This is a genomic window from Pelagirhabdus alkalitolerans (genome assembly GCF_900096905.1).
GTDB classification, from domain to species: Bacteria; Bacillota; Bacilli; order Bacillales; family Amphibacillaceae; genus Pelagirhabdus; species Pelagirhabdus alkalitolerans.
In genome coordinates, this window is the sequence record NZ_FMYI01000001.1 from 147579 (window position 1) to 171278 (window position 23700).

22 protein-coding genes and 1 riboswitch are annotated in these 23700 nt (G+C 37.7%); of the genes, 8 read left to right on the top strand and 14 right to left on the bottom strand.

The window, feature by feature from the left end:
* Nucleotides 1–319: 319 nt before the first annotated feature.
* From BLR62_RS00640 to cls, 3 genes are all read right to left on the bottom strand, one after another.
* Entirely contained in the window at nucleotides 320–1555 is a 1236-nt protein-coding gene (locus tag BLR62_RS00640) for an aminopeptidase (RefSeq protein WP_090791790.1), read from the bottom strand.
* Between the two features lie 66 nt (nucleotides 1556–1621).
* Nucleotides 1622–3505: an ABC-F family ATP-binding cassette domain-containing protein gene (locus tag BLR62_RS00645; RefSeq protein WP_090791793.1), complete on the bottom strand. Its 1884-nt coding sequence runs from the start codon at nucleotides 3503–3505 to the stop codon at nucleotides 1622–1624.
* Nucleotides 3506–3615: 110 nt separating this feature from the next.
* Entirely contained in the window at nucleotides 3616–5058 is a 1443-nt protein-coding gene (gene cls, locus BLR62_RS00650; RefSeq protein WP_090791796.1) for a cardiolipin synthase, read from the bottom strand.
* Between the two features lie 153 nt (nucleotides 5059–5211).
* Between cls and BLR62_RS00655 the strand changes: the two genes are divergently transcribed.
* The 5 genes from BLR62_RS00655 (at nucleotide 5212) to BLR62_RS00675 (ending at nucleotide 9691) form a co-directional block, all read left to right on the top strand.
* Complete coding sequence (locus tag BLR62_RS00655; protein ID WP_090791799.1) at nucleotides 5212–5619, top strand: NusG domain II-containing protein; 408 nt, start codon at nucleotides 5212–5214, stop codon at nucleotides 5617–5619.
* A gap of 91 nt (nucleotides 5620–5710) precedes the next feature.
* Nucleotides 5711–5820: riboswitch (SAM riboswitch) on the top strand.
* A 109-nt stretch (nucleotides 5821–5929) separates the two neighbouring features.
* Complete coding sequence (locus tag BLR62_RS00660) at nucleotides 5930–7612, top strand: O-acetylhomoserine aminocarboxypropyltransferase/cysteine synthase family protein (RefSeq protein WP_090791801.1); 1683 nt, start codon at nucleotides 5930–5932, stop codon at nucleotides 7610–7612.
* Between the two features lie 171 nt (nucleotides 7613–7783).
* The gene (locus tag BLR62_RS00665; protein WP_090791803.1) at nucleotides 7784–8749 is read left to right on the top strand and encodes an SGNH/GDSL hydrolase family protein; all 966 of its coding nucleotides are present in this window, start codon (nucleotides 7784–7786) and stop codon (nucleotides 8747–8749) included.
* A gap of 28 nt (nucleotides 8750–8777) precedes the next feature.
* Entirely contained in the window at nucleotides 8778–9440 is a 663-nt protein-coding gene (locus tag BLR62_RS00670; protein ID WP_090791805.1) for a YpmS family protein, read from the top strand.
* Between the two features lie 5 nt (nucleotides 9441–9445).
* A complete protein-coding gene (locus BLR62_RS00675) occupies nucleotides 9446–9691 on the top strand; it encodes a hypothetical protein (RefSeq protein ID WP_090791807.1) in 246 nt (81 codons plus the stop codon).
* Nucleotides 9692–9821: 130 nt separating this feature from the next.
* On the opposite strand, the gene BLR62_RS00680 is transcribed toward BLR62_RS00675, so the two are convergent.
* The 8 genes from BLR62_RS00680 to BLR62_RS00715 all read right to left on the bottom strand — a co-directional run bounded on the left by BLR62_RS00680 (nucleotide 9822) and on the right by BLR62_RS00715 (nucleotide 17725).
* A complete protein-coding gene (locus BLR62_RS00680; protein WP_090791810.1) occupies nucleotides 9822–10640 on the bottom strand; it encodes a DUF4097 family beta strand repeat-containing protein in 819 nt (272 codons plus the stop codon).
* Nucleotides 10641–10644: 4 nt separating this feature from the next.
* Entirely contained in the window at nucleotides 10645–11175 is a 531-nt protein-coding gene (locus BLR62_RS00685) for a DUF1700 domain-containing protein (RefSeq protein ID WP_090791812.1), read from the bottom strand.
* A gap of 14 nt (nucleotides 11176–11189) precedes the next feature.
* Nucleotides 11190–11822 (bottom strand): response regulator, encoded by a 633-nt coding sequence (locus BLR62_RS00690; protein ID WP_090791814.1) that lies wholly within the window; start codon nucleotides 11820–11822, stop codon nucleotides 11190–11192.
* A gap of 5 nt (nucleotides 11823–11827) precedes the next feature.
* Nucleotides 11828–12856, bottom strand: coding sequence for a sensor histidine kinase (locus tag BLR62_RS00695; RefSeq protein WP_090791816.1), 1029 nt, complete (start codon nucleotides 12854–12856; stop codon nucleotides 11828–11830).
* Nucleotides 12853–13572, bottom strand: coding sequence for a cell wall-active antibiotics response protein LiaF (gene liaF / locus BLR62_RS00700; RefSeq protein ID WP_090791819.1), 720 nt, complete (start codon nucleotides 13570–13572; stop codon nucleotides 12853–12855). Before liaF ends, BLR62_RS00695 begins: the two co-directional genes overlap by 4 nt.
* Before the next feature lie 139 nt (nucleotides 13573–13711).
* On the bottom strand, nucleotides 13712–14839 hold the full coding sequence (locus tag BLR62_RS00705; protein WP_090791822.1) for an NADH-dependent flavin oxidoreductase: 1128 nt from the start codon (nucleotides 14837–14839) through the stop codon (nucleotides 13712–13714).
* Between the two features lie 184 nt (nucleotides 14840–15023).
* Nucleotides 15024–15560, bottom strand: a complete 537-nt coding sequence (locus BLR62_RS00710; RefSeq protein WP_090791825.1) for a flavodoxin domain-containing protein — start codon at nucleotides 15558–15560, stop codon at nucleotides 15024–15026.
* 149 nt (nucleotides 15561–15709) lie between these two features.
* Nucleotides 15710–17725 (bottom strand): methyl-accepting chemotaxis protein, encoded by a 2016-nt coding sequence (locus BLR62_RS00715; RefSeq protein ID WP_090791827.1) that lies wholly within the window; start codon nucleotides 17723–17725, stop codon nucleotides 15710–15712.
* Between the two features lie 378 nt (nucleotides 17726–18103).
* On the opposite strand from BLR62_RS00715, the gene BLR62_RS00720 reads away from it, so the two are divergent.
* Genes BLR62_RS00720 through BLR62_RS00730 form a run of 3 tightly spaced genes read left to right on the top strand, consistent with a single transcriptional unit; the run spans nucleotide 18104 to nucleotide 20034 of the window.
* Nucleotides 18104–18445 carry a PadR family transcriptional regulator gene (locus tag BLR62_RS00720; protein WP_090791829.1) on the top strand — a complete coding sequence of 114 codons (342 nt, stop codon included), beginning with the start codon at nucleotides 18104–18106 and terminating at the stop codon, nucleotides 18443–18445.
* Nucleotides 18438–19637 carry a DUF2812 domain-containing protein gene (locus tag BLR62_RS00725; RefSeq protein WP_176759173.1) on the top strand — a complete coding sequence of 400 codons (1200 nt, stop codon included), beginning with the start codon at nucleotides 18438–18440 and terminating at the stop codon, nucleotides 19635–19637. Before BLR62_RS00720 ends, BLR62_RS00725 begins: the two co-directional genes overlap by 8 nt.
* A 13-nt stretch (nucleotides 19638–19650) precedes the next feature.
* The gene (locus BLR62_RS00730; protein ID WP_090791834.1) at nucleotides 19651–20034 is read left to right on the top strand and encodes a hypothetical protein; all 384 of its coding nucleotides are present in this window, start codon (nucleotides 19651–19653) and stop codon (nucleotides 20032–20034) included.
* 71 nt (nucleotides 20035–20105) lie between these two features.
* Here BLR62_RS00730 and BLR62_RS00735 read toward each other — a convergent pair whose 3' ends face one another.
* The 3 genes from BLR62_RS00735 to BLR62_RS00745 form a co-directional block, all read right to left on the bottom strand.
* The gene (locus tag BLR62_RS00735) at nucleotides 20106–20450 is read right to left on the bottom strand and encodes a hypothetical protein (protein WP_090791836.1); all 345 of its coding nucleotides are present in this window, start codon (nucleotides 20448–20450) and stop codon (nucleotides 20106–20108) included.
* Nucleotides 20451–20589: 139 nt separating this feature from the next.
* Nucleotides 20590–21387 carry an AAC(3) family N-acetyltransferase gene (locus BLR62_RS00740; protein WP_090791838.1) on the bottom strand — a complete coding sequence of 266 codons (798 nt, stop codon included), beginning with the start codon at nucleotides 21385–21387 and terminating at the stop codon, nucleotides 20590–20592.
* Nucleotides 21388–21411: 24 nt separating this feature from the next.
* The gene (locus BLR62_RS00745) at nucleotides 21412–23565 is read right to left on the bottom strand and encodes a DNA topoisomerase III (RefSeq protein ID WP_090791841.1); all 2154 of its coding nucleotides are present in this window, start codon (nucleotides 23563–23565) and stop codon (nucleotides 21412–21414) included.
* Nucleotides 23566–23700 lie beyond the last annotated feature (135 nt).

Below are 23700 nucleotides of genomic sequence, written 5' to 3' on the forward strand. Positions count from 1 at the left end.
TCTACACATTTTGATTCCGCTGAATATTGCTTATTTTAAAAATAATTATTCTATTTTAATGCTCGTATAACTACTTTTTAAATAATGAATAAAACGTGACGAATGATCGGTGGCGACGCCAGTGGGAAAAGTACGAGCTGAAGATCCACTGAGGAAAGTGCCATTCTTTACTCAGTTAGCTGAAGCCGTACCCACGGCAAGCGGCCACCGAGAGTGAGTCACAAGGTCACAGGCAATCCAGTAAACGTTTCTGTTGTCACAACAGAATTAGTAAAGAGTTAAAAACGCCTCGTTCATCGTTTGAACGAGGCATTTCATTTTACTGATCGAGTGCCCATGCACCTTTTCTAAATACAGGTTCTGTTTTTCCATCAGGTGTGACTCCATCAATATCAAGCTCATCTGAACCAATCATAAAGTCGACATGTGTCAGACTATCATTCACATTGTTTTGGTCTAATTCATCATCTGACATCGATGAACCACCTTTAATATTCGTCGGATACGCTTTACCTAAAGCGATGTGACAAGATGCATTCTCATCATATAACGTATTATAGAAGATGAGCCCGGATTGAGAAATTGGTGAAGCATCTGGTACAAGTGCTAATTCACCTAATCGTTTAGCTCCTTCATCTGTTTCAAGTAAGTGTTTCAATGTATCATAGCCTTGCTCCGCTTCAAAATCAACTACTTGACCATCTTTAAACGTTAATTTGAAATTATCAATCGTATTCCCACCATAGATTAAAGGCTTCGTATTCGATACGACACCATTGACACCGTACTTAGCTGGTAAAGTGAAGACTTCTTCAGTCGGCATATTGGGATTAAATGCACGGCCTTCTTCTGTTTTCGCCGCGCCACCTTTCCAAATATGACCTTCTGGTAGATCAAATGAAATATCTGTTCCTGGTGCTTTGAAAATTAATGTTTTGTATTTCTTATTATTAAGACGCTCACGAGCATCTTCTAATAATTGATTGTGCTCATCCCATGCTTTAACTGGATCATCTTGATCGACACGTACAATTTTAAAGATTTGCTCCCATAGCTTTTCTTTAGCCGATTCAGTTGATTCGCCTGGGAAGATTTTTTTCGCCCAATCTCCTGTTGGAATCGAGATAATAGACCAAGCAATGCGATCGTTCATCGTATATTTACGGAATTCTTTCATCGCTTCTGCTGATGCTTTCGTCGCTTTTGCCACTTTCTCCGGATCTACATCTTTTAGTAAATCTGGATTTGTTGAACGGATTGAAAGAAGCGCTCCACCCGCTTCGGCGACACTCATATATTTATCAACCATCCACTGAGGGATATCTGTTAATACATCGACTGAGGCATGTTGATATTTCGTAAGTGAAATCTCATCATCTTGCCAATTAATGATCACATCTTTAGCCCCGAGTTCAAATGCTTTTTTTACCACCGTGCGCGTGAATTCAACTCCTTCAATTGATGAGTTGATCATTAACACTTGATCCTTTTGTAAGTTTACACCTGTTTTTAAAGCAAGTTCTGCATATTTTTCTTGTAATGCTTGATCTGCCATTTTCTACTCCTCCTTCAAATTCATCTAGTGCTAGTATACACGAATTGTTTCTGTTCATGAAACGATTTACGATTGTTCGGCTTCTTCCACTAAAATCGCTAACTCTTCCCAACGTTCCATTTTCGCCTCAAGTTTTTGTTCAAGTTCGCTTACGCTTTGATAGTGCTCTTGGGCTGCTTCGACATCTGCACCTGCAGCTGTAATCTTTTCTTGTTCTTGTTCAATCGCTAATTCAAGTTCACTTATATCATCTTCTATTTGATTCCACTCTTTTTGGTCGTTATACGAAAGTTTTTTACGCTTACGTTTTGGCTTTTCTTGTGTTGATTGATTTTTTTGCTTAGTTGGTTTTGTCTCCGATTGTTTTTTTAACCACTCAGAATAGTTACCGAAATACTTTTCGATTTGCCCAGGTTGATTAAAAATAATTAACTGTTCCGTCACACGGTCTAAAAAGTAACGATCGTGTGAAACCGTGATGACGACACCAGGAAACTGATCTAGATAGTCTTCTAAAATCGCTAATGTTTCTGTATCAAGATCATTCGTTGGCTCATCTAACAATAATACATTCGGTTCTTCCATTAACACTTTCAATAAATAAAGACGACGTTTCTCCCCACCAGATAGCCTTTTAATATAGGTCCACTGTTTATCTCGCGAGAATAAAAAGCGTTCGAGCATTTTTTCTGCTGAAATTCTCTCACCCGAATCGGTGTACATAACTTCTTTCGTTTGGCGAATGTAATCAATGATTCTTAACTCTTCATCCATTTCAGAGTGGTCTTGTGTATAATACCCAAACGTTACTGTTGGCCCCACCTCAACTTGGCCTTGGTCTGGTTTTATGTAGCCCGATATAATATTTAAAAGCGTGGTCTTCCCGCTTCCATTTGCGCCGACAATGCCGATTCGATCTTTCGGTTTGATTAAGAAATCAAATGATGGAATGATCGCCTCACCTTGATACGCTTTTTGCACTTGATTCAATTCAATCACTTTTTTACCTAAACGTTTAGAAGAAACTCCAACATCAATGGATTCTTCCTTTGTTTGAAAACTTTGTTCTTTCATCTCTTCTACACGGTCGATCCGTGCCTTTTGCTTCGTTGAACGCGCCTTCACTCCGCTTTTCAGCCAAGCGATTTCTCGTTTTAAAGTATTGGCATGTTTTTGTTCTTGCTCTTTTTCTTGACGCAGTCGTTCACTTTTTTTCTCTAAATACGTCTCATAATTCCCAATATAACGATAGAGATTTCCGTGATCCAATTCAAATATTCGATTCGTTACACGATTTAAAAAATAACGGTCGTGCGTCACGAGAATAATCGCACCTGGATAGGTCGGTAAGTATTTTTCTAACCATTCAATTGTTTCATGATCTAAATGGTTCGTCGGCTCATCTAAGATCATTAAATCTGCTGGTTGAATCAATGCTTTTGCTAAGGCGACACGTTTCTTCTGACCACCAGAGAGGGATTTTATCGTTTGGTCGAATTGTTCAATACCGAGTTTCGTTAAAATCGTTTTAGCCGTTTGCTCTGCTTCCCAAGCGTCTAATTCGTCCATTTTCGCTTGAGCTTTTGTGAAGTTATCTTGTAACTTTTCATCTTCAGGTGCTTTTTTCAATTGATCGAGGACAGATTCATAATGACGCAACGCAATCATGATCGGTGCATCGCCTTCAAATACTTCGTTTAAAACCGTGCTGTCTTCAATTAATTCAGGCTCCTGATTTAAATAAGCGACTGAAAAATCTTTCGCATGATTAATCGTGCCCAAGTCTCTATCTTCTACACCCGCGATCACTTTTAAAAAGGTGGATTTACCCGTTCCGTTCACACCAACTAAGCCAATGCGCTCTTGTTTTTCAATCGAAAAAGATATTGAATTAAATAATTCCTTATCACCATATGCTTTCGATAATTGTTCCACTGATAAAATTTCCATACGAACACTCCTCACTTCTTCATACAGTATAATACAAAAAAACCTTTAAGAGCAAAATAAAGAACGAATAACACGCCTTTTGACGTAGTATTCGTTCGCTATTAAAACGTTTATAAAATCGGTGAGATTAATCGTGCTACAGATTCTTTAAATCGAATCCAATATGAACGTTTTTGGTAATCTTCTAGTGTAAATAAATACGAGTTGTTCATATCGTTATAAAAATCACCAACAAGCCGTTGTGTCACATTTTGATCATAAAGAAATGCGTTTACCTCAAAGTTCAAACGAAAACTACGTACATCAATATTTGCAGTGCCGACAGATGCTAATTTCCCGTCAACCATAATCGTTTTTGAATGCAAAAATCCGTTTTGGTAAATATAAATTTTAGCGCCAGCATCTAACATATTCCCAACATACGAGTACGTCGCCCAGTAAACAAACGGATGATCCGGCTTATTGGGGATCATAATGCGGACATCAATGCCTGAAAGTGAAGCAATTCGAACAGCATCTGCCAAACTTTCATCAGGAATGAAATAAGGTGTTTGAATGTAGACATAGTCTTGCGCTTCCATAATCATTTTTATGTAACCATTCTTAATTTGCTCCCATTCAGAATCAGGACCACTCGAGACAATCTGCATCCCGACATCCCCTTGAGGAATGGCTTGATAATAAGCCGGTTCATATTGAATAATTCGACGCTTTGAAGCTTGATTCCAATCTAAAATAAAACGTGTTTGCATATTTCTGACCGCTTCGCCCTCAACACGCAAATGCGTATCACGCCAATAACCGAATTTCCGATTATAGCCTAAATATTCATCGCCAATATTAAATCCACCAATATAACCGACTTTCCCATCAATAATGGCTAACTTTCTATGGTTCCGATGATTAATTTTCATATTAATTTTCGGAATGAGCGATGGAAAAAACGACTCGACCACTACACCAGCTTCTCGTAAGTCTTTAACATATGATTTCTTTAATTTACGTGACCCCATGTCATCATACAAAAAGCGCACTTCCACTCCTTGTTTTGCTTTTTTCTTTAAGGCATTCGCGATTCGTTGACCGAGCTCATCACTCCTAACAATGTAATACAATATGTGAATGTGGTGCTTTGCTTGTTCAATATCTTCAATAAGTGCATCAAATTTTTTCTTACCATCGTTAAACACATCCACTTTGTTATTCTCTGTTAAAATGGCATCGTTATTTTTCAAATGCATATAAAATAAATCTTTATGCGGTTGATATTGTGGTGGTATTGGAAAACTTCCTTCTTTTAAAAGCTGCAATTGATTTTGAACTGCTTTTTTGACACCTAAACGACTTTTATTATCCCACACAAACAATTTATGCTTGCTTAGTTTTCGGCCAAATATTAAATATAGGAAGAAACCGCCTAAAGGAACAAACGTTAAAACGAGCAGCCAAGCCCACGTTGATGTTGGGTTTTTACGCTCTAAAAATACAATCGTAAAGGCAAGGGTAATATTTAAAACAAGAATTAGACCTAATATAAATGCGAGAATATCCAAAAAAATTCCCCTCCTTTTTTACTGATGACCATAATATAGCACAAATTAACAATCGTTAGCATCTATTTACAACTAAAGTTTTCAACAATCGTTGACAATAGCTTGTGTTGCACTTACGATAAAGAAAATACTTGCTTTTAAAGGGAGTTTATTATGTATCAATTACTAAAAGAACAGATGCGACTGGCTGATGTCTTTGTCGTCGCCTTTTTACTTGTTATTTCCTTCTTACCCTTTTTTATTTTTAATTACACACAGGCGAGTCCAAATGATGATGAAACAATTGCTGTTGTTTCGATCAACGGTGAAGTGGTTGATGAATTTGTCTTATCTGAAGATACGCCACATCAAGAGATAACATACTACCCCAACGATGGTCAGTATAATATTGTAGAAATTGATGGTCCACGTATTCGTGTTAAAGAAGATAATAGCCCTGATCAAATTGCCGTTCAAACAAGCTGGATTGATAGACCCGGGCAGACGAGTATTTGCCTACCACATCGACTGATTATCGAAATTAAAGGGTCGAGTGATTACGATGATGATATTATTATCTAAATCTTAAGCTATTGTCGCTATTTTTAAAATTTTCCGAAAACTACTTGACGTTCTACCAATTTTTCTCTATAATCCAAACTAACATGTATAGCTCTTATCAAGAGAGGCTGAGGGAATAGGCCCTGAGACGCCCGGCAACCAGCAACGATTAATTGTAATGGTGCCAAATCCTACAGATCTAATGGGTCTGAGAGATAAGAGGAGGAATCGATCGTTCACCCCTCTTCTTATAATTTAAGAAGAGGGGTTTTTAGTTACGATTCTCTATAAATAAGAGCGTACATCCACTATATGTAAGGAGGATTTTAACATGACAGATTCATACTTTTCTTCAATCGGTAAAGCAACTCAGCTTATTCACGGAGGGCAATCTCCAGATCCAACGACAGGTGCACAAGCTGTGCCTATTTATCAAACGACTTCATACGTATTCCGTGATACAGAACATGCACAAGATCTTTTTGCCCTTAAAGAGCCCGGCAATATTTATTCGCGAATCATGAACCCAACAGTTGATGCATTTGAACAACGCGTTGCATTATTAGAAGACGGGGTTGCCGCTGTTGCAACAGCTTCTGGTATGTCTGCTATTACGTTATCCATTTTAAACATAGCAAGTGCTGGTGATGAAATCTTAACAGATAGCAACCTTTACGGGGGTACTTACAACTTATTTAGCCAAACATTGCCCAAGTACGGTATTGAAGTGAAGTTTGTTGATGGAACGGATCCGAATAACTTTAAGGAAGCCATTACCGATAAAACGAAGGCCATTTTCGCAGAAACCATTACAAACCCTTCTTTAAACGTGATTGATATTGAAAAAGTAGCAGATGTTGCGCATGAAGCTTCCATTCCATTAATCATCGACAATACGTTTGCAAGCCCTTACGGTTCAAATCCAATTCGTTGGGGTGCTGATATCGTTGTTCACTCTGCAACAAAATGGATCGGTGGACACGGGACAACAGTTGGCGGTGTCGTTGTTGATGGTGGTCGATTCGATTGGAATCAAGAGAAGTTCCCAGGCTTTACGAATCCTGATCCTTCCTATCATGGTGTACGTTTCGGTATTGATGTTGGTCCTGCTGGCTTTGCGATCAAATTACGCGTTCAATTGTTACGTGATATTGGTCCCGCTTTAAGTCCGCAAAATGCTTTTCAGTTTTTACAAGGTCTTGAAACATTAAACTTACGTGTAAAGCAACATGCAACGAACAGCTTAAAAATTGCAGAATGGTTGGATCAACACCCCCAAGTTGAGTGGGTCAACTATCCAGGGCTTAAGAGTCACCCGTCACACGAACTTGCCAATCAGTATTTAATAGATACGTATGGTTCCGTTATTACATTCGGTGTCAAAGGTGATCGTAATACGGGGCGTGCCGTGATTGATAACATCGAACTGTTCTCACACGTTGCTAATGTTGGTGATGTGAAGTCACTCATTATTCACCCTGCTTCAACGACACATCAACAGCTCTCAGAAGAAGGATTAAAATCAAGTGGTGTAACCGAATCATTAATTAGATTGTCTGTCGGCCTTGAGAGTATTGATGATTTAATCCAAGACCTTGACCAGGCGATTGCTAAAGCAACATATACATCACCAACGGTCGAACCAACGTTGGATGATGCGATTCACTGGGTGCTCGAATCACCTTTTGCAAGAGAAAATGCTGACATTCGACCGAAATCTATTGTCGTGTACGGTTCTGATGAAGGGCATAACTGTTTGAAAAAAATTAAAAAGTTCGGCTTCCAATATACAACTGACCCAGCAACGGTTGATACAGTTGATCTAGCCTATATTAGTGATGTTGATGCCGTTGACAAACTGCCTTCTTCTGCCAAAGTCATTTGGCTTAAAACAAAGCAAGATACAACGACTTTGAAGGAACAAGCAGAAGCAAATGGTCAATTTGTAGTTGAAGGCACGTGCTTATTTAAAAAATCAAAAGAAGTTCGTACTCACCCTAGACGCACGAGCTAAGCCAATGATTATACACTTTTTGCCTCTCTAATAAATTAGAGGGGCTTTTTGTATGGAAAGGTTGCGACGTTTCTCTTTATTCGCTTATAATGAAAGGCACAGCTTTGTTTGAGCGTTATACATTTAGGGAATAATTTATATCGACTATATCAATTTGAATGGGTGTTTAACATGACGAGACGTCGTAAAAAAATGCTGATTTTAATAGCCATTGTGCTGTTATTAATCGGTGGTTTCATTTTTCTAATCATACCACCGAGTACATGGAATGAAACAACAACAACTGAACCTGATGGTGACAACATTGATGAAGTGATTGAACAGGTCGAATCCATGGATGAAGAATCACAAACAGCAGCAGGTGACCTGTCACAAAATTTACGTGATGCGATTGATCAAACGCTAAACGTCTTCACACAGAATGATTACCATATTACTGCTTTAGGTGACTCGCTTACACAAGGTGTTGGGGATGAGACAAATAATGCCGGATATGTTGGGGTATTAGAAAGACGTTTAACGAATAAAGATTATCGTGTGAATATTGACAACTTTGGTAGACGTGGGAATCGAACGGATCAATTGATTACGCGTTTAGAAGAAGAAAATGCCATTCAACGTTCGATCAGTCGTTCAGATGTTGTGCTCATCACAATTGGCGCGAATGATATTATGCGCATTGTCCGAGAAAATATTATGGACTTGAACGAAGCTGCATTTTCAAGTGAATTAAATGATTATGAAAATCGATTACATGAAATTTTTGAATTAATTAATGAATACAATGAAGAAACTGAAGTCTTTTTAATTGGATTTTTCAATCCGTTTGCTGGTTATTTTGAGGACGTTGAAGCCCTGTATGATATTTTAGATGAATGGAACCAAACAGGTGCCGAAGTTGTTCAGATGTATCCAAATGCTCATTTCATTTCCATAGAAGACTTGTTCTCGATTGATGATGTCAACTTACTAGCAGATGATAATTTCCATCCGAATGAAACTGGCTATTCATTAATGGGATCTCGTGTTCTCTCAACAATTCTACCCTTATTAGATGAGATGCACGAAACAGCAGAAGATGTAGAGGAAACTGAAGACCCATTCGATGATTCCGATGGTTCAATTTCTCTTGAATAATGATTTATATAAAGGTAGGTGAGGTCACATGACGGATACAAACGAAGAAACGCAGGATGAACAAGTGAGTAAAAAGCATAATTGGCAAGTTTATTTTGTCATTTTGTTCGGCTTAAACTTATTTATCATCACCGTGTTCGGTATTTTAATCTTTTCATCACCCCCACAATCGGATCCGTTACCTACTCCTCAATATATTGACGAACCCGGTGCTGAATTTAGGGTTGAATCGACTAAAGAAGATTTAAATGAGTTAATAAATGACTATTTGGATCAAGTCTTACTTGCAGAAAACGCTGATTTTTCTGTTCATATTGATGAAGATATTCATTTAACCGGATCATTTGGCGCATTTGGCGCATCGATTCCTTTAAATGTACGCATGGATCCAAATGCATTGGACAATGGAGATCTTGTGCTTGAGGTCAGCGAGATGTCAATGGGACTACTTAACTTGCCTCGGAATCGGATTTTGCACTATGTCAATCAACAAGTCGCTACTCCCGATTGGTTTTTATTCGACGCACCGAATGAACAAATATATGTTGCAGTGACACAGATTGATATTCAAAGTAACTTCCGATTTAGTGTGCAAGAACTTGATTTAACGGATGACGATATTTCATTTTCTATCAAGGTTCCGCGTGCTGGTGTCGTTGATCGAACAGAAGAAGACGAAAATGGTGCCTAAAAAAAATGAACCGACCAAAAACAGAGCACGCTTTGATTTTGGTCGGTTTCTTTATTACTGTTTTTTGCACTGAAATATTTGTTGAGATAAAGAAAAAAGAGCACGCTGCTTTTATAAGAAGTGTTCGTGTGATCGACCACTCGCTTGCTGCGGGCACGGCCTCAACTAACTTAGGAAAGAAAGTCACTTTCCTAAGTGGATTTTCAGCTCGTGCTTTTCCCGCAGGCGTCTCTTTGTCATCTCACATTTGATTAAAAGGTACATAAGCTCTCAGAAGATACACACCACTTTTTATCAAAAACAGCATTATACCTAGTATTATTAAGTGTAAGTAGTGTGTGTTCTGTCACCTCGAACATTTAAATTTTTTAAATCCTATTCTCACCAGTCGACATCAATGTTTCCTATGTCCGTTGTTGCTTTTAAACTGCCTGTTTGTGAATCTTGATCAACACCTTCAAAGAGAGAAGAAGATGTTTCTCTTAAATGAACATCGCCAAGTGTTGATGTCAATTCAAATTGATCCTGATCTGGGTCTATAGGCAAGTCAACTTGAATGTTCCCAATAGATGAATTAATCAAAATTTCATCTTCCCATTCAGATAAACGCATATTCACATTACCGACTTGATTCGATACCGACCACGGTCCTTTTACATTTGATATTGCGACCTCACCAAGTGAAAGATCGATTGTTCCATTCTCTACTGTTAAGTTACGTAAATGAGCGCGACCCGCATCAACTTGTGTGTATAGGGTTCTAGGGCTTAAACTTTCAATATTTATAGTTCCAACATTTAATTTAGCGTTTAAAATCCCATCATAATCTTCAGGCAGAAAAATGGTTAAATGAAATAACACATCACTTCTATACGGTAAATAATAAAACCATGATCGTTCTCCTTGAGCCAATGTGATCGATAGGTTTTCGCCTTCATCATTGACTTCAAGTGGAGATGAGCGTGTTGGGTTCATCATTCCTGAAGCCTCTATTCTTATCGTATCGCCTGCATGTGGACGTACATCAATACTCCCTACATCTGCGTCAATGTCAATTCGGTCAATTTCGGCTCGTTCGATTTCTAATGCATCCTCTACTTCTTGTGCATTTGTAAACCCGAAGAATTGATCACGATAATAGATCGTACCTAAAAGCCCGACAAAAAATGTGATCAATCCGATCAATGCTAGTTTTTTCATACTTTCACCCCTTCACCCATTGATTCATCCAATTGAAATAATGCTGCCCTAACCAAAACAACCCTCGAACGGCATAATAATTGCTAACAAATAGAAGCGTCCCAATGCCAAATAACAACAAGAGAATAAAAATTTCAGGCATCTGAAAAAGAGTTGTTTGCCAAATCGTCAAAAAAGGCGTTGCCATAAATCCTATAGAGATTGCCCAAAAGGTTAAGGATACAATCGCCAAAGCAAAAACAGCCGGTGCAACAAAGATAAGATTAACGATAATCAAAAGGATGAGAGCTGGTATATTGAGTGGTGTTGTATGATAGGTGTCGTGTTCTTCGGTTTGTTGGCTGTGTTTTTCAAGCTCAATTTCTGCCTGCCTTTTCGCACTGCCTAGTTTTATGATCGTATCAACTGGATCAATCCCGAGTGCTTCATCTTGACTGAATGTTTCTTTATATTGATTTAGAACTTCTTCACGCTCGGCTTTAGGCAGCCCGCGCAAATGATAAGACAGCTCACTTAAATAACGTTTTTTTTGCATTCCTTTCACTCCTTTCACTTAATTAAATTATGCTGATAAGCGTAGATCGCTGCTTGTGTGCGATCGTTGACATCTAGCTTGCCGAGCAAGTTGCTAACGTGTGCCTTCGCTGTCTTTTGCGCAATGTACAGTTCATCAGCAATGTCTTGATTCGTTTTTCCTTCTGCAATTAAAAGTAGAATTTCCATTTCACGCGCCGTTAGTTCTTCATGCAGTTGCGGTTTACCTTCATCTCGTATTCGACGTGTCATTTTCGTCGTGACTTCTTGTTCAAAAACCGATTCACCTTTTGCTGTCTGCCTAATGCCATCCGCTATGACACTTGCTTTAGACGTTTTCAATAAGTAACTCGTCGCCCCTGCTTCAAGGGCAGGATACACTTTATCATCATCAATGAAGCTTGTAACCATAATAATTTTCATATCAGGATGGGTTGTGAGAATACGCTTAGTTGCTTCGATACCATCCATGCCATCCATCACAATATCCATCAAAATCACATCCGGTTTTAGTTGATCTGCTAATGAGATTGCTTCTTCACCATTCGACGCCTCTCCTACGACTTCGATGTCTGGCTGAGTGGAAAGATAGGTGACAACCCCGATTCGAACCATTTCATGATCATCTACAAATAGCACTTTAATCACACCATTCACTCCTCTACCTGTCTAATTTCTACATCAACATTTAATTTTGTGCCCTCATTTTTAACACTAATCAGTTGAAATTTAGCACCAATCTCTTCTGCTCGCTCTTTCATATTTCGAAGTCCATATGATCCTGAATATTCATGATCCACATCGAAACCGACGCCATCATCAATGATGGATAAAACCGCTCGATTCCCTCTTTTAATAAGGGAGACTTGAATACGTTCTGCCTTGGCGTGCCTTAACGCATTGGATAAAGACTCTTGCAGAATTCTAAACAAATGATCTTCTACAATTCGACTTAAATGAAAGGATTCAATTCGCGATTCGATTGTAATATGAACTTTTTGTTTAAGCTCAGCTAATAGTTGCTCGACACCTTCATGCAATGTATGTTCATTTAAAGCAGCTGGTCTTAGGTGTAGAAGCAAGGCTCGCATTTCAAGCTGAGCTTGTTGAACCATTTGTTCAATTTTACTCATGGCGGATTTATCGATCTCTTTCATTTCTCTAAGCGCTGAGACGAGCATGGAAACAGCAAACAATTCTTGACTAACCGAATCATGCAATTCTCTTGCTAGTCGGTGCCGCTCTTGAATAATCCGTTCTTTAATTTGCGCTTCTTCAGTTTCAATTTTTTCACTCATAACCTTTTCAATTCGATGATTGAGTTGATCAAATTCACGATTTAGTGTCCTTATTTGATCAATAATTGCTTTTGTTTTTGGGTTTTTACCATTGTAAGTGATTATCGTTTCTTTAGAAGTTGATGAAACGCTACGAATAGCTCCCTCGATCGTATTCATCTCTGATTTCAAATCATGTACCTGTCGAAATCCGGTAACGATCCCCACAATCAAACTGGTGAGTAGTAGTACACTCCAAAGAGGTAGATCAAACAAGCTCGGGTGTAGTAATGTCACAATGACAAATTGGTCAACGGTTTGTGAGACCAGATACATAACAAACACACTCAAGCTAAAACAAAGCAATGTATGACGCAAAATTCTAAGGGCTAAGACCCGTTTCATCCTCGTTTCACCTCAATTTTACCTGCGATTAACGTGGAGTATATTCGAACCTTTTGATGGGCATCATCATAGCCCTGTGTTTTTAAATTAAGCGTCCTATTTACAAGACGATCATCACCATAACCAAATACATCAATCGATCCTGTTAAAATTGAATGATGCACGCGAACTTCTACATCATTCGGAACTATAATTTTAATCGATCCGAACATTTGTTGAATAACGATCGTGGGTTCATCAGACGGTAAAACGGTTTTATTTAAATCAATAACGGTTTGACCCGCAATGCTTTGATAGTTTATATCATGCCATTTGTAGTTGTCTTTTTCAGTTTTTCTTGTACCAAACCATTGATTTGTAAACAAAATATCGCCATCAATAAGTTCTTCATCAGCTGAAGTATTGGCATCACCTTGATCGTTCGATGATTGATGATCTTGAAAATAAACATATAAAAAATACACAATTAAACCGACAATTATAAATCGAATGAGTGCTGTATCAAGAATCGTGATCGAAAGCCCTACGGCACTAATCCAAAACATAACTTGTGCAATCGGTCGGTAATAATGTTGCCAAGATACAAACACAATACCGCCCCAAATAATAATCCAAATGAATTGCGGGCTTTGGGTGTTTAATATTTCTAACCCTAACACGATCGCAAAAACGATCAGTAAATACTTTATCAATTGTTGATTGGATTGTTTAGACATCTTACGTTCCTCCTATCTGACTATACTTATAGTTTACACAAGTCATCACCATAACGTAATGTGCTAGCGCTCTATTTTTAACTACGTCTAGAGACCTAGACAGAAAAAACCTGTAGCAAATGCTACAGGCTTTTTCTCTTTACTTATCTACGACAGGGAACCAACCAGGTGTGTTGGTAATGGCTTGCCATAGTGTATTTGGAACAACTAATCGCTCTTGGTCGGCTTTCGTTAAAGTCGTTTGAATCGCGTCTTCTTCTCCACTTTCCAGCTTTTCAACCCATTTAGGATCAACAATCAGTTCTCTTCCTAAAGCAATAAGTGGAACACCTGTATCTATTGCTGACTTAACGTCTTCTGCTGAATAAAGAGAACCAACACCAATGATCGGTAGTTGATCACCAATCCGCTCATGTATTTTTAGAATACGTGATTTCTTATCTTCATCATCTCGCATTGAGCCTTGCCAGAAATCTTGGACGGATATATGCAGATAATCCAAGTCTTGCTTACTTAACTCATCAGCAAATGCTAAGGTGTCATCAATTGTGATACCCGGGTTTTCTGCTTCTTCAGGTGATAAGCGATAACCGACGATAAACGGTTCATTTGCATGTTCTGATACAGATTGTTTGACCGCATCGATCACCGCCAGTGGAAATGTCATTCTTTTTTCTAACGTGCCTCCCCACTGGTCTGTTCGTCTATTTGAATGGGGTGAGAAAAATTGTTGTATTAAGTAAGTATTCGCTCCGTGAATTTCCACGCCATCAAAGCCCGCTTCAATGGCGCGTCTAGTTGCCTGGGCAAAATCATTGATAATGGATTTAATTTCTTGATCTTCTAATTCACGTGGTACGAGGGCATCTGGACGAAGCGGTGCAACCGCACTCGCACTTGTCGGTTGATTGTCGGGTAATAATTCAGGCGGTGCCATCCTGCCTGCATGGAAAATTTGCAAGATCGCTTTAGCACCTTCTCCTTTGATCGTATCCGCTAATTTTCTTAAACTAGGAATCGTTGCATCCGATGCCGCGCTAATTTCATTCACAAAACCTTTTCCTCCAGGTGTTACGTAAGCTACAGCTGTGACAAGAGCTCCAACGCCCCCAGCACGTTCTTTGTAATAAGCAAGTTCTTCATCAGTGACCATTCCATCATCATCTGATGCAAAGTTCGTCATAGGTGCCATTAGCACCCGGTTTTTCAAACGAACGCCACTTTTAAAAGTAAAATCTTCAAATAAAGATTGGTATTGTTTATTCATTTCATATAACCTCCTTAGGATTACATATTATTTTAGTTAATATGTAATTTGAATTCAAAATATTCGACTTAACCTTTCAAATATTTAATTTTAAATATATCTTTGGAGAGTTCGAGATCATTCTGCAAAAATTCTGCTTCCTATACTGCGGAACATACTTTGCTCCCTATAAAATAACACTCATTTAATCATCTATAAGTTGATCTATATATTCAATCAGTGGATTTAAATATTTCTGATTAGAGTGATCATATGACCCGGAAATAGCTTGACTCGTTCCACTTTCTATTTCTGATTTATCTTTTTTTAATTCTAATAGTTTACTAAAGCTTTTCATTATTAATTTATCGAACATGCCCATCTTTTTATAATTCAATCCACTTTGACAATAAAACAGCTTAATATTATTCAACTCATCTTCCGAGAAATTATTATTTTTTATATTTAAAATTAATTCTTCATGAAACGGTGTTCCGCCTGTTACTAAAACAATAAACTGTTTATTAGCCGTATTTAATACCTCTTGTTTAAATGCTTTGATGCCTTTGATTCGTCCAGCGTGAAGACCCGCACCATAGATAACGATATCATAATCATTAATGCTTACACTGTTTATCTCTTCGAAACGTACCACGTGGCAGGAAATGGATTTAGTTAACCAATCTACGTATTTCTTTGTGAAACCTGTTTTTGACTGATAAATGATTAGTATCGATTGCATTTTGATCACTCTCTTTTCTTTTTTAATAAACACGTATTCTATTGAAAAGTAAAATTCACTTTATCTTATTCTAAATTATATATTAAAAGCCCCAGAACTTTGAATTTAAACCAAAGATTCTGGGGCATAATCGTTGAAATTTATTAAGTTTATTTTGAAATTTTAAAATGGTTTACTTTATCTGATAAATCTTTCGAAAGCTGAGATAATTGATCAGCACTATTCGTAACTTCTTCCATCGATCCTAATAATTCTTCAGAGGAAGCTGCTGTTTGTTCGACACCTGCAGCTGACTCTTGCGAAACAGATGCAATTTCGCCAATTGATTCGTTCATTTTTTCACTATCATTAACAATTTCATTTAAGTGCGCTGATATACTCTTAAACATAGCCGCCATATCATTCACAGATTGATTGATTTCTGTAAAGCTCTCTCCGGTAATCGAAATTTGTTTAGAACCTTTTTCCACCACTTGATAACCATTTTGAAGCGAATTCATGACTTCACTTGATTCTTTCTGGATACCCGTCACAATGTTTGTAATATTCCCAATTGAAGATGTTACTTCTTCGGCTAGCTTACGAACCTCATCAGCTACAACTGCGAATCCTTTACCGTGCTCACCTGCACGAGCAGCTTCAATAGCAGCATTCAATGCTAATAAATTTGTTTGTTCAGCAATTCCTTGGATTACTTCAACAAGTTTTGAAATTTCTGTTGATTGTTGATCAAGATTGCCTACTTTTTCTACTGCATCTTGTACAATTTGATAGATTTTATCCATTTGAGCTACAGATTCACTCATTAATTCTTGCCCTTTTTCACTTTGTTCAATAATACTATTTGATTGTTTATTCATCTGCTCTGTATTATGGCTTGCCTCATTAATTTTTTTAACGAACCCTTCCATTAATTCAGATATTGTGCCAGATGTGTTAGCTTGTGATTCTGCACCTGAAGATAGTTCCTGCATCGTTGTTGCAATTTGTTTACTTCCATCAGTCACTTCGTTTGCAGCTTGAGTTAAACCTTCACTATTTCTCGACAAGTGATCTGTCGCATAAGATACACTTTTTATAACATCAAGTAATGACGCTTGCATTTTATTTGTTGCATTAACCAAATCTCCAATTTCATCTTTTCTTCTCATCAATTTCTCAGGCACCTCTTGTGTAAAATCAGCATCAGCAAGTACATTTAAGTGCTTAGAGACTTGTGAGATGGGTTTGGAAAGTAAATTTGCGATAATAAATGATCCAATTACGACTAATAAAACAGCTATTGATATAAAAATGATTGATAAAACTGTCATGGCTTCAACTTCTGCATAAACTTCATCAGTAGGAGCGGTTACAACAACTCTCCATCCTGATTGATCGACAGTAGCAAATGACGCATACATTTCATTACCCGAAGCATCTGTGTAAGTTACATGTCCCGTATCATTTGCTAAGATCTCATTTTCAAATGCTTTTAACGTTTCATCATTTAAATTAAGATCATTATAATTTTGACCGCTAATTTCCTCATCAGGGTGGTAAATTAACTCCCCTGCTTCCGACATTAAAAAACCGAATCCTGTATCAGCAATTTGAATTTGACCTATCGTGTCTGATAGAACATCCAGTTCAACATAACTAGCAATGACCCCATTAAAATCATTATCTTGATCCAGGACAGGAACGGCCACAACAATTTGCTCATTTCCTGTTTCCGCATTCTCAATAACATCACTTATTGCAAATTCATTGGTCTCTCGGGCTTCTATAAAATAATCTCGATCGCTTAGATTAATTCCAGCAATGTCAATGTTTCCATCACTATCCACGGCGCTTGCAAGCTCTACATCTGAATCAGTAACTTCCAGGTGATATAAAATCTCATTTATATAATCCATATCCATTTCTCGAAACTCAGGATTCGCTTCTAAATTGTTTGAAAGTTGGGCTACCTTGTTATCGATCCAATCACTTAATGTATTTCGATTTAGCTGAGCTAATTCTGTTTGCTGGTCTTCAATGTTATTTTGCAAAAATGAACTAAACTGACCCGTTTGAAAAAATGCTAAGAAAATAAGTGGAATAAGAGCAATACAAAGCATACTTAACATAAATTTAAACTTTAAGGTACTAAGAAACTTCCTACTTTTTTGAATAATATTCATGATTTCTCTCCTCTGTGATCTTAAATAGATAAAACAGCTACTCACAAAAAAAGATGAATATTAGTTCAAAATGTTTGCAAAAGTACTATGTGCCGCGAAGAATAAATCATAGACTAGTAAACAATTGATTAAATTGTCTTTTTTTGACGAATAATATTTATTATATTCCGGTTTTTTATCAAAGTAAAGCACTAAATTGTCCTTAATGTAGTTTTTTTTAACTAAACCTAAAGACTTATTAATTGTCGAATTTTTCAGTGTTTTCCTATAACAGATTAGTGGGAAAAATAGGATTTGTTTTTATTGCCTTTTATGTCACATCGTGATATACTCATATCATGATATATATCACAACGTGACACATTAAGGAGGAAGAAAATGGCCTCACATACTGATAAAGCGATTAAAAAATATATCCCGATGTCAGAAACAGCCTTCTATATTTTATTGACGCTTTATGCGCAGCCGCAACACGGTTATGGCATCGTCAAATATGTTGAGCACCTGACAGATGGTCGATTAACTTTAGGATCGGGAACAGTCTATGGAACCATCACGAAAATGCTTAAAGACCACTTAATCGTTGTTTATGCCAACGAAGAACGGAAGAAAATTTATGAAATCACAGAACTAGGTATCGAAGTGATCGAGCATGAAATGACGCGACTTGAGGAACTGCACAAAAATGCGCTTGCACATTGGAGGAATAAGCATGATTAAAAAAACATTTTGGAAGCCGTTTTGGAGCTATCATATCCAAGGTACAGAAAAGTGGCTTGAAAGAATGGCTAATGAAGGCTATACACTTTCCCGTATTCAACCCAAATTAAGTCGATTTACATTTATAAAAGAACCGTCAACTCATCAAACATTTAATATTGCTTTTGACCGGACTCAGCATCATACTCTTCCTCAAGCACTTCAAGAAGATGATTGGGAAATGATCGATCAAAAGCGAAAGTGGGGTGTTTACGGTAATTCTAAGCAAAAAGATGATGTAAAAACATCGATGGTTCGAGATCAACTCATGTCAAGAAACAGTAAAATTGAAATGGCTTGGTGGATTTTTTTCATCTATATCCTTTTTAACTTACTCTTACAAACGAGTTTAGGCCTGATTATTTATTTCAACGAAGGTACCGTTAACACAACGCGTGTAGAAAGCCCGTTTTGGATCGTCACGTATATTGTGCTTGCGGTTCAACTCGTTATTATCATCATCGGCGTCTATTCTCTCGTTATGCTTAAGAAAGAATCGCGACGTTTAAAAAATGCAAGCACTGACAATGACATCACCCTACAAACTAGAGATAAACCAAAGAACACATCAACGAATAAGCGACATTTTTATAAGTTTAGTTGGATTTATTCTCCAGACAAACTGGAATCATGGTTGGAAGAAAAAGAGCAACTAGGTTGGCATTTAACGTACGTTTATAAAAGTGGTCTGAAATTTCAATTTGAAAAATCAGAACCGAAATTATACGCCTATCATGTTCAGTTTGAACCCAGGTCAGACAGTAGCGCGCATTCTCTTTATAGTGAAGCAGGTTGGGAATGTATTTATACTACATCATTCTCTTGGCATCACTGGTCGATTTGGAGACAATCTTATTCCAAAGAAGCAGAAAAACCTAACATCCATCACGATCAGGCGAGTCAAAAGCAAGAGGCTATGCGTATCGCAAAAATCCATACATGGATGTATTCGCCTGTTATATTAATTTTTGCTTTTAACTTCTTTTCCTTTATGTTGCCAAGAGCATTAGAAGAAGGCTATTTCTCACTGTCACGTATTGAACAATTCAATACGGTCATATTCCCTCTTGCGATGTCCATTTTCTTAGTGAGTGTGGCGAGGGCTTGGTTCTACTATTTCAGAGTGAGAAATAAACAAAATCAAATCGAATAAGGAGATGGAGAGTATGCCAAGATTTAAATCGATCGTATCACTTTTATTAATGTCTCTCTTTCTAGTAGGTTGCCAACAAAATAACTTAAACCTTTCAGACTCTGTTACACATATCGATATATACGATTGGGAAAGTGCTGAAAAAGTCGAACGTATTGATGATCAAACATTCATCGAAGAACTTGTCGAAACATTAGACCGTGCACATACAGAGTCAACAGCCAATATGGATTTTGTTTCACCTGACTATGAACTTCAATTTCAACATAACGAGGAAACATTATTTGAACTGGGGTACTATGTAGACGTTATGGATTTAGGTACAGAAGGCAGGTATTGGGATTTTAATAATGATGAGATGTATGATGTGACAATGGAATTGCCTGTTATCCAATAACTTTAATAGAGAGGTCTAAAAAATGTTGGGGTGAGAATGATCTCGCTCCAACATTTAATTTCAAATTTTAATTAGTTTTCTTGTAAGAATTCAATTAAATCTTCTCGACTGTGTGTTTCATAAACCTTATCTTCTGTGTCAAATAACACATAAGTAGGAATTTCATCCATATCAGGCATCGATTCTGTCACTTCTGTCGTGTCAGCAAATGTGATAGGTCCAACAGTATTTCTTATGTCATGTTCTCGAAGATAATCATAATCAAGTTTTTCTTCATTTTCTTCAAAATATTCAACATAGAAAAGTGTATAGGTTCCTTCTTCTGACGATAAGAACTGTTCATACTCCCTATTCTCATCCGTACAGCCTATTAGTAACAAGAGCGGCATAGCGATCAAAAAAACAACTTTTTTCACAGCGTGCTTATTCTCCTTTTTTTAAAAAAGACATGTAAGTATTCACATGTACATTTTACCAAACACAGCAATAAATTTAACCATTTTACCAAAAAAACCCAATTATTAAAAAAGATGAAACAGAGCACGAAGCCCGGTTTCACCTTTTTTGATTAAAATAGTGTGCTGATGTGTCAACTGCATCTCTAAATGCAAATAAGTATGAGTCAGCTTGTCCGATTTTTTTATTGATCAATGGGGTGTTTTCTTGAAGTAGATACCCGATTTCAGGAAAAAGCTCTTCCTGAAATTCAATCTCATCATATTCGACCCATTTTCTTTGTCCCTGTTCCATAATAGGGGCTGCTTTTTTAATGATTTTCGGTGATTCGACACGATATTCTCCTAAATGAAAGGCAGTATTCGTTTCAAAAGTGGTTCCGATCAATAAAACCGACGCCTCTAGCTCATACAACCTAGCTAAGGGCGAATGTTCACCTAAACCGAAATCGAGTGCGTGATCATCAATAATCTCATCCTTATGTTTGCCCCACGCTGCAAATGATACAGCTGGATGCGCACTTCTTTTGACGTTCGGGTACGTTCTGAACACGTCAACAATCGTCCCCATACCCATTGTAGGTGTTGTATTCGGATCATAAGCTGGCATCGTTTGACGAATCGATGGCCACCATAATTCTGGAACGGATGGCGCCTCCCATTCTGATGGATCGCTTAAATCGGCACTTTGTGTCGGCATCACGATGGTCCCTTCTTCTGTCAGCACTTGAATCAAGGCATCAATGACTGATTTGGCTCCACCGTTTGTCCAGCCCATAGAGGACAAAGAGGAATGAACAAGAACGGTCATGCCCTCTTTTAGCCCGATGTTACGAAAATCTTCTACTAATGAGTCGATCGTGTTCATCTGTTTTGTTTCATTAACTAATTTCTGCATGTTCTCTCACCTTTTAAATTGAACTTACTGTTTAAATTTTTTCAATGCATCGGCTAGTGCCGTATTCGTAAATTCTTCTTCTTTTTCATTCTTCTTTAAATATTTATTTACATCACGTTTTGATGCTTTATGTTTTTGATTTTTTTCTTTTCGTTTTTGAAAAGCTGATAATTTCTCCCGGTAACCACATTGACATGAGAAGGTCTGAGCGTCTCCTGTCCCTCGCATTTCCATTCGCTTATGACACTTAGGACAACGTGCATTTGTTTTTTTAGCGATTGGTTTTTTCTCACCGCATTCACGGTCCTGACAAACGAGCATACGCCCCTTTTTACCATTAACTTCAAGCATTAACTTTCCGCAACTCGGACATTTTGTACCCGTTACATTATCGTGCTTAAACGTCGCATCTGTTTGTTTGATTTTATTCACAACTGTTTTGGTGTAATCTTTCATCTCTTGAATGAACTGATTTGATTTAAGCTTACCACTCGCGATTTGCATCAGCTTATCTTCCCACTCTGCTGTGAGCGCTGGCGAACGCAAATCATCAGGCACAAGGTCTAACACTTGTCGACCTTTCGATGTCGTATGCAAATACTTTCCTTTTCGTTCAATGTAGTGTGTATTAAACAGCTTATCAATTATATCCGCACGCGTTGCGACTGTACCGAGACCACCTGAGCGTTTTAAGGTACTCGCTACTTGAGTGTCCTTATCATCCATAAATGATGTTGGGTTTTCCATTGCTTTTAGTAATGTACCTTCTGTCAGACGCTCTGGTGGTGTTGTTTCGGATTCATTCATTTTAAATGTCGCCTCAACGGTTTCACCATTTTGTAGATTAATTTTTTTCATTTCCTCATCTACATCTTGATAAATTGATTTCCACCCCGCTTCGATCACTTTCGTTTGTTTCGTCTGGAACATGTGATTGTTTGCCTCTGCTGAGATGGTGACTTGTTGATAACGGTGCGGTTTTGATAAAACAGCTAAAAAGCGTTTCACAACAAGGTCATATATTTTACGCTCATTTGAATCAAGATCACTTAGTTGAACTGGTTCTTCTGTTGGGATGATCGCATGGTGGTCTGATACTTTCTGGTCATTAACAAATGACTTATTGGCTTTAATCTCTGAATTCAGTATCTTTTTTGCATGTGGAGCATATTCACTGACCGCACAAGCTTTTAACCTGTCTTTTAGCGTTGGCACAATATCTGACGATAAATATTGTGAGTCCGTTCTAGGATACGTTAACACTTTATGACGCTCATACAGCTTTTGCATAAGCGATAGCGTTTGTTTACCTGAAAAACCAAATGCTTTGTTCGCTTCTTGTTGCAAGCTTGATAAGTCATACAATGGTGGTGCAGAGACTGTCTTTTCTTTTTTCGTTTGATCAGTGATCTTTAGCATTTTTCCTTTTAATGACTGGTGAATGGTTTTTGCTTTGCTTTGATCAAATAAGCGTGTTTGGCCTTTTTGATCTTGCCACGTTAAGGTCATGCCTTTTGTTTGGGCTTGAATTTGATAAAAAGGTGTTGGTTTAAAATGCTTGATTTGATCTTCTCTTTTTTTGATCATCGCAAGCGTCGGTGTTTGTACACGTCCTGTTGATAGTTGAGCATTATGTTTCGTTGTCAGTGCACGGGTAGCATTCAGACCGACATACCAGTCAGCTTGCGAACGTGCATCTGCTGCGTGATATAGATTTTCATAATCTTTACCTGGTTTTAATTGCTTAAAGCCATCACGAATCGCTTTATCGGTAACAGATGAAATCCATAAACGTTTGATGGGTTTATTCGTGTGTGCTTTTTCTAAAATCCAACGTGCGACAAGTTCCCCTTCACGCCCTGCATCCGTTGCGATGACAATTTCATTAACGTCTTGTCGATTGAGTTGCTTTTTCACGACTTGAAATTGTTGATTCGTTGTTTTCATAACCACAAGTTTTAGGGTGTTCGGTAGCATTGGAAGATCTTCTAAACGCCACGACTTGTATTTTGAATCATAATGTTCAGGATCTGCGAGCGTGACTAAGTGACCCAGCCCCCACGTCACAATATCGTTTTTTCCTTCAAAATAACCATTTTGTTTTTTCGTACAATTCAATACCTTTGCCATATCTCGACCTACAGAAGGTTTTTCTGCAAGAATAACGCGTTTACTCATGATTGATTCATTCCTTCCTGTCTTTCGCTTCTTTAAGCTTATCACAATTTAATTGATAGCGTAAAAGCGTTCGTTCTTTTGTCGACTGTATTTTCACGTTATACTAAAATGACTTGATGAATAGGAGGTCTTTTG

Coding starts and splice junctions, on each gene's coding strand:
- BLR62_RS00640 (WP_090791790.1), bottom strand. CDS start 1,555: ATGGCAGATCAAGCATTACAAGAAAAATATGCAGAACTTGCTTTAAAA.
- BLR62_RS00645 (WP_090791793.1), bottom strand. CDS start 3,505: ATGGAAATTTTATCAGTGGAACAATTATCGAAAGCATATGGTGATAAG.
- BLR62_RS00655 (WP_090791799.1), top strand. CDS start 5,212: ATGTATCAATTACTAAAAGAACAGATGCGACTGGCTGATGTCTTTGTC.
- BLR62_RS00660 (WP_090791801.1), top strand. CDS start 5,930: ATGACAGATTCATACTTTTCTTCAATCGGTAAAGCAACTCAGCTTATT.
- BLR62_RS00665 (WP_090791803.1), top strand. CDS start 7,784: ATGACGAGACGTCGTAAAAAAATGCTGATTTTAATAGCCATTGTGCTG.
- BLR62_RS00670 (WP_090791805.1), top strand. CDS start 8,778: ATGACGGATACAAACGAAGAAACGCAGGATGAACAAGTGAGTAAAAAG.
- BLR62_RS00675 (WP_090791807.1), top strand. CDS start 9,446: ATGAACCGACCAAAAACAGAGCACGCTTTGATTTTGGTCGGTTTCTTT.
- BLR62_RS00680 (WP_090791810.1), bottom strand. CDS start 10,640: ATGAAAAAACTAGCATTGATCGGATTGATCACATTTTTTGTCGGGCTT.
- BLR62_RS00685 (WP_090791812.1), bottom strand. CDS start 11,175: ATGCAAAAAAAACGTTATTTAAGTGAGCTGTCTTATCATTTGCGCGGG.
- BLR62_RS00695 (WP_090791816.1), bottom strand. CDS start 12,856: ATGAAACGGGTCTTAGCCCTTAGAATTTTGCGTCATACATTGCTTTGT.
- liaF (WP_090791819.1), bottom strand. CDS start 13,572: ATGTCTAAACAATCCAATCAACAATTGATAAAGTATTTACTGATCGTT.
- BLR62_RS00705 (WP_090791822.1), bottom strand. CDS start 14,839: ATGAATAAACAATACCAATCTTTATTTGAAGATTTTACTTTTAAAAGT.
- BLR62_RS00710 (WP_090791825.1), bottom strand. CDS start 15,560: ATGCAATCGATACTAATCATTTATCAGTCAAAAACAGGTTTCACAAAG.
- BLR62_RS00715 (WP_090791827.1), bottom strand. CDS start 17,725: ATGAATATTATTCAAAAAAGTAGGAAGTTTCTTAGTACCTTAAAGTTT.
- BLR62_RS00720 (WP_090791829.1), top strand. CDS start 18,104: ATGGCCTCACATACTGATAAAGCGATTAAAAAATATATCCCGATGTCA.
- BLR62_RS00725 (WP_176759173.1), top strand. CDS start 18,438: ATGATTAAAAAAACATTTTGGAAGCCGTTTTGGAGCTATCATATCCAA.
- BLR62_RS00730 (WP_090791834.1), top strand. CDS start 19,651: ATGCCAAGATTTAAATCGATCGTATCACTTTTATTAATGTCTCTCTTT.
- BLR62_RS00740 (WP_090791838.1), bottom strand. CDS start 21,387: ATGCAGAAATTAGTTAATGAAACAAAACAGATGAACACGATCGACTCA.
- BLR62_RS00745 (WP_090791841.1), bottom strand. CDS start 23,565: ATGAGTAAACGCGTTATTCTTGCAGAAAAACCTTCTGTAGGTCGAGAT.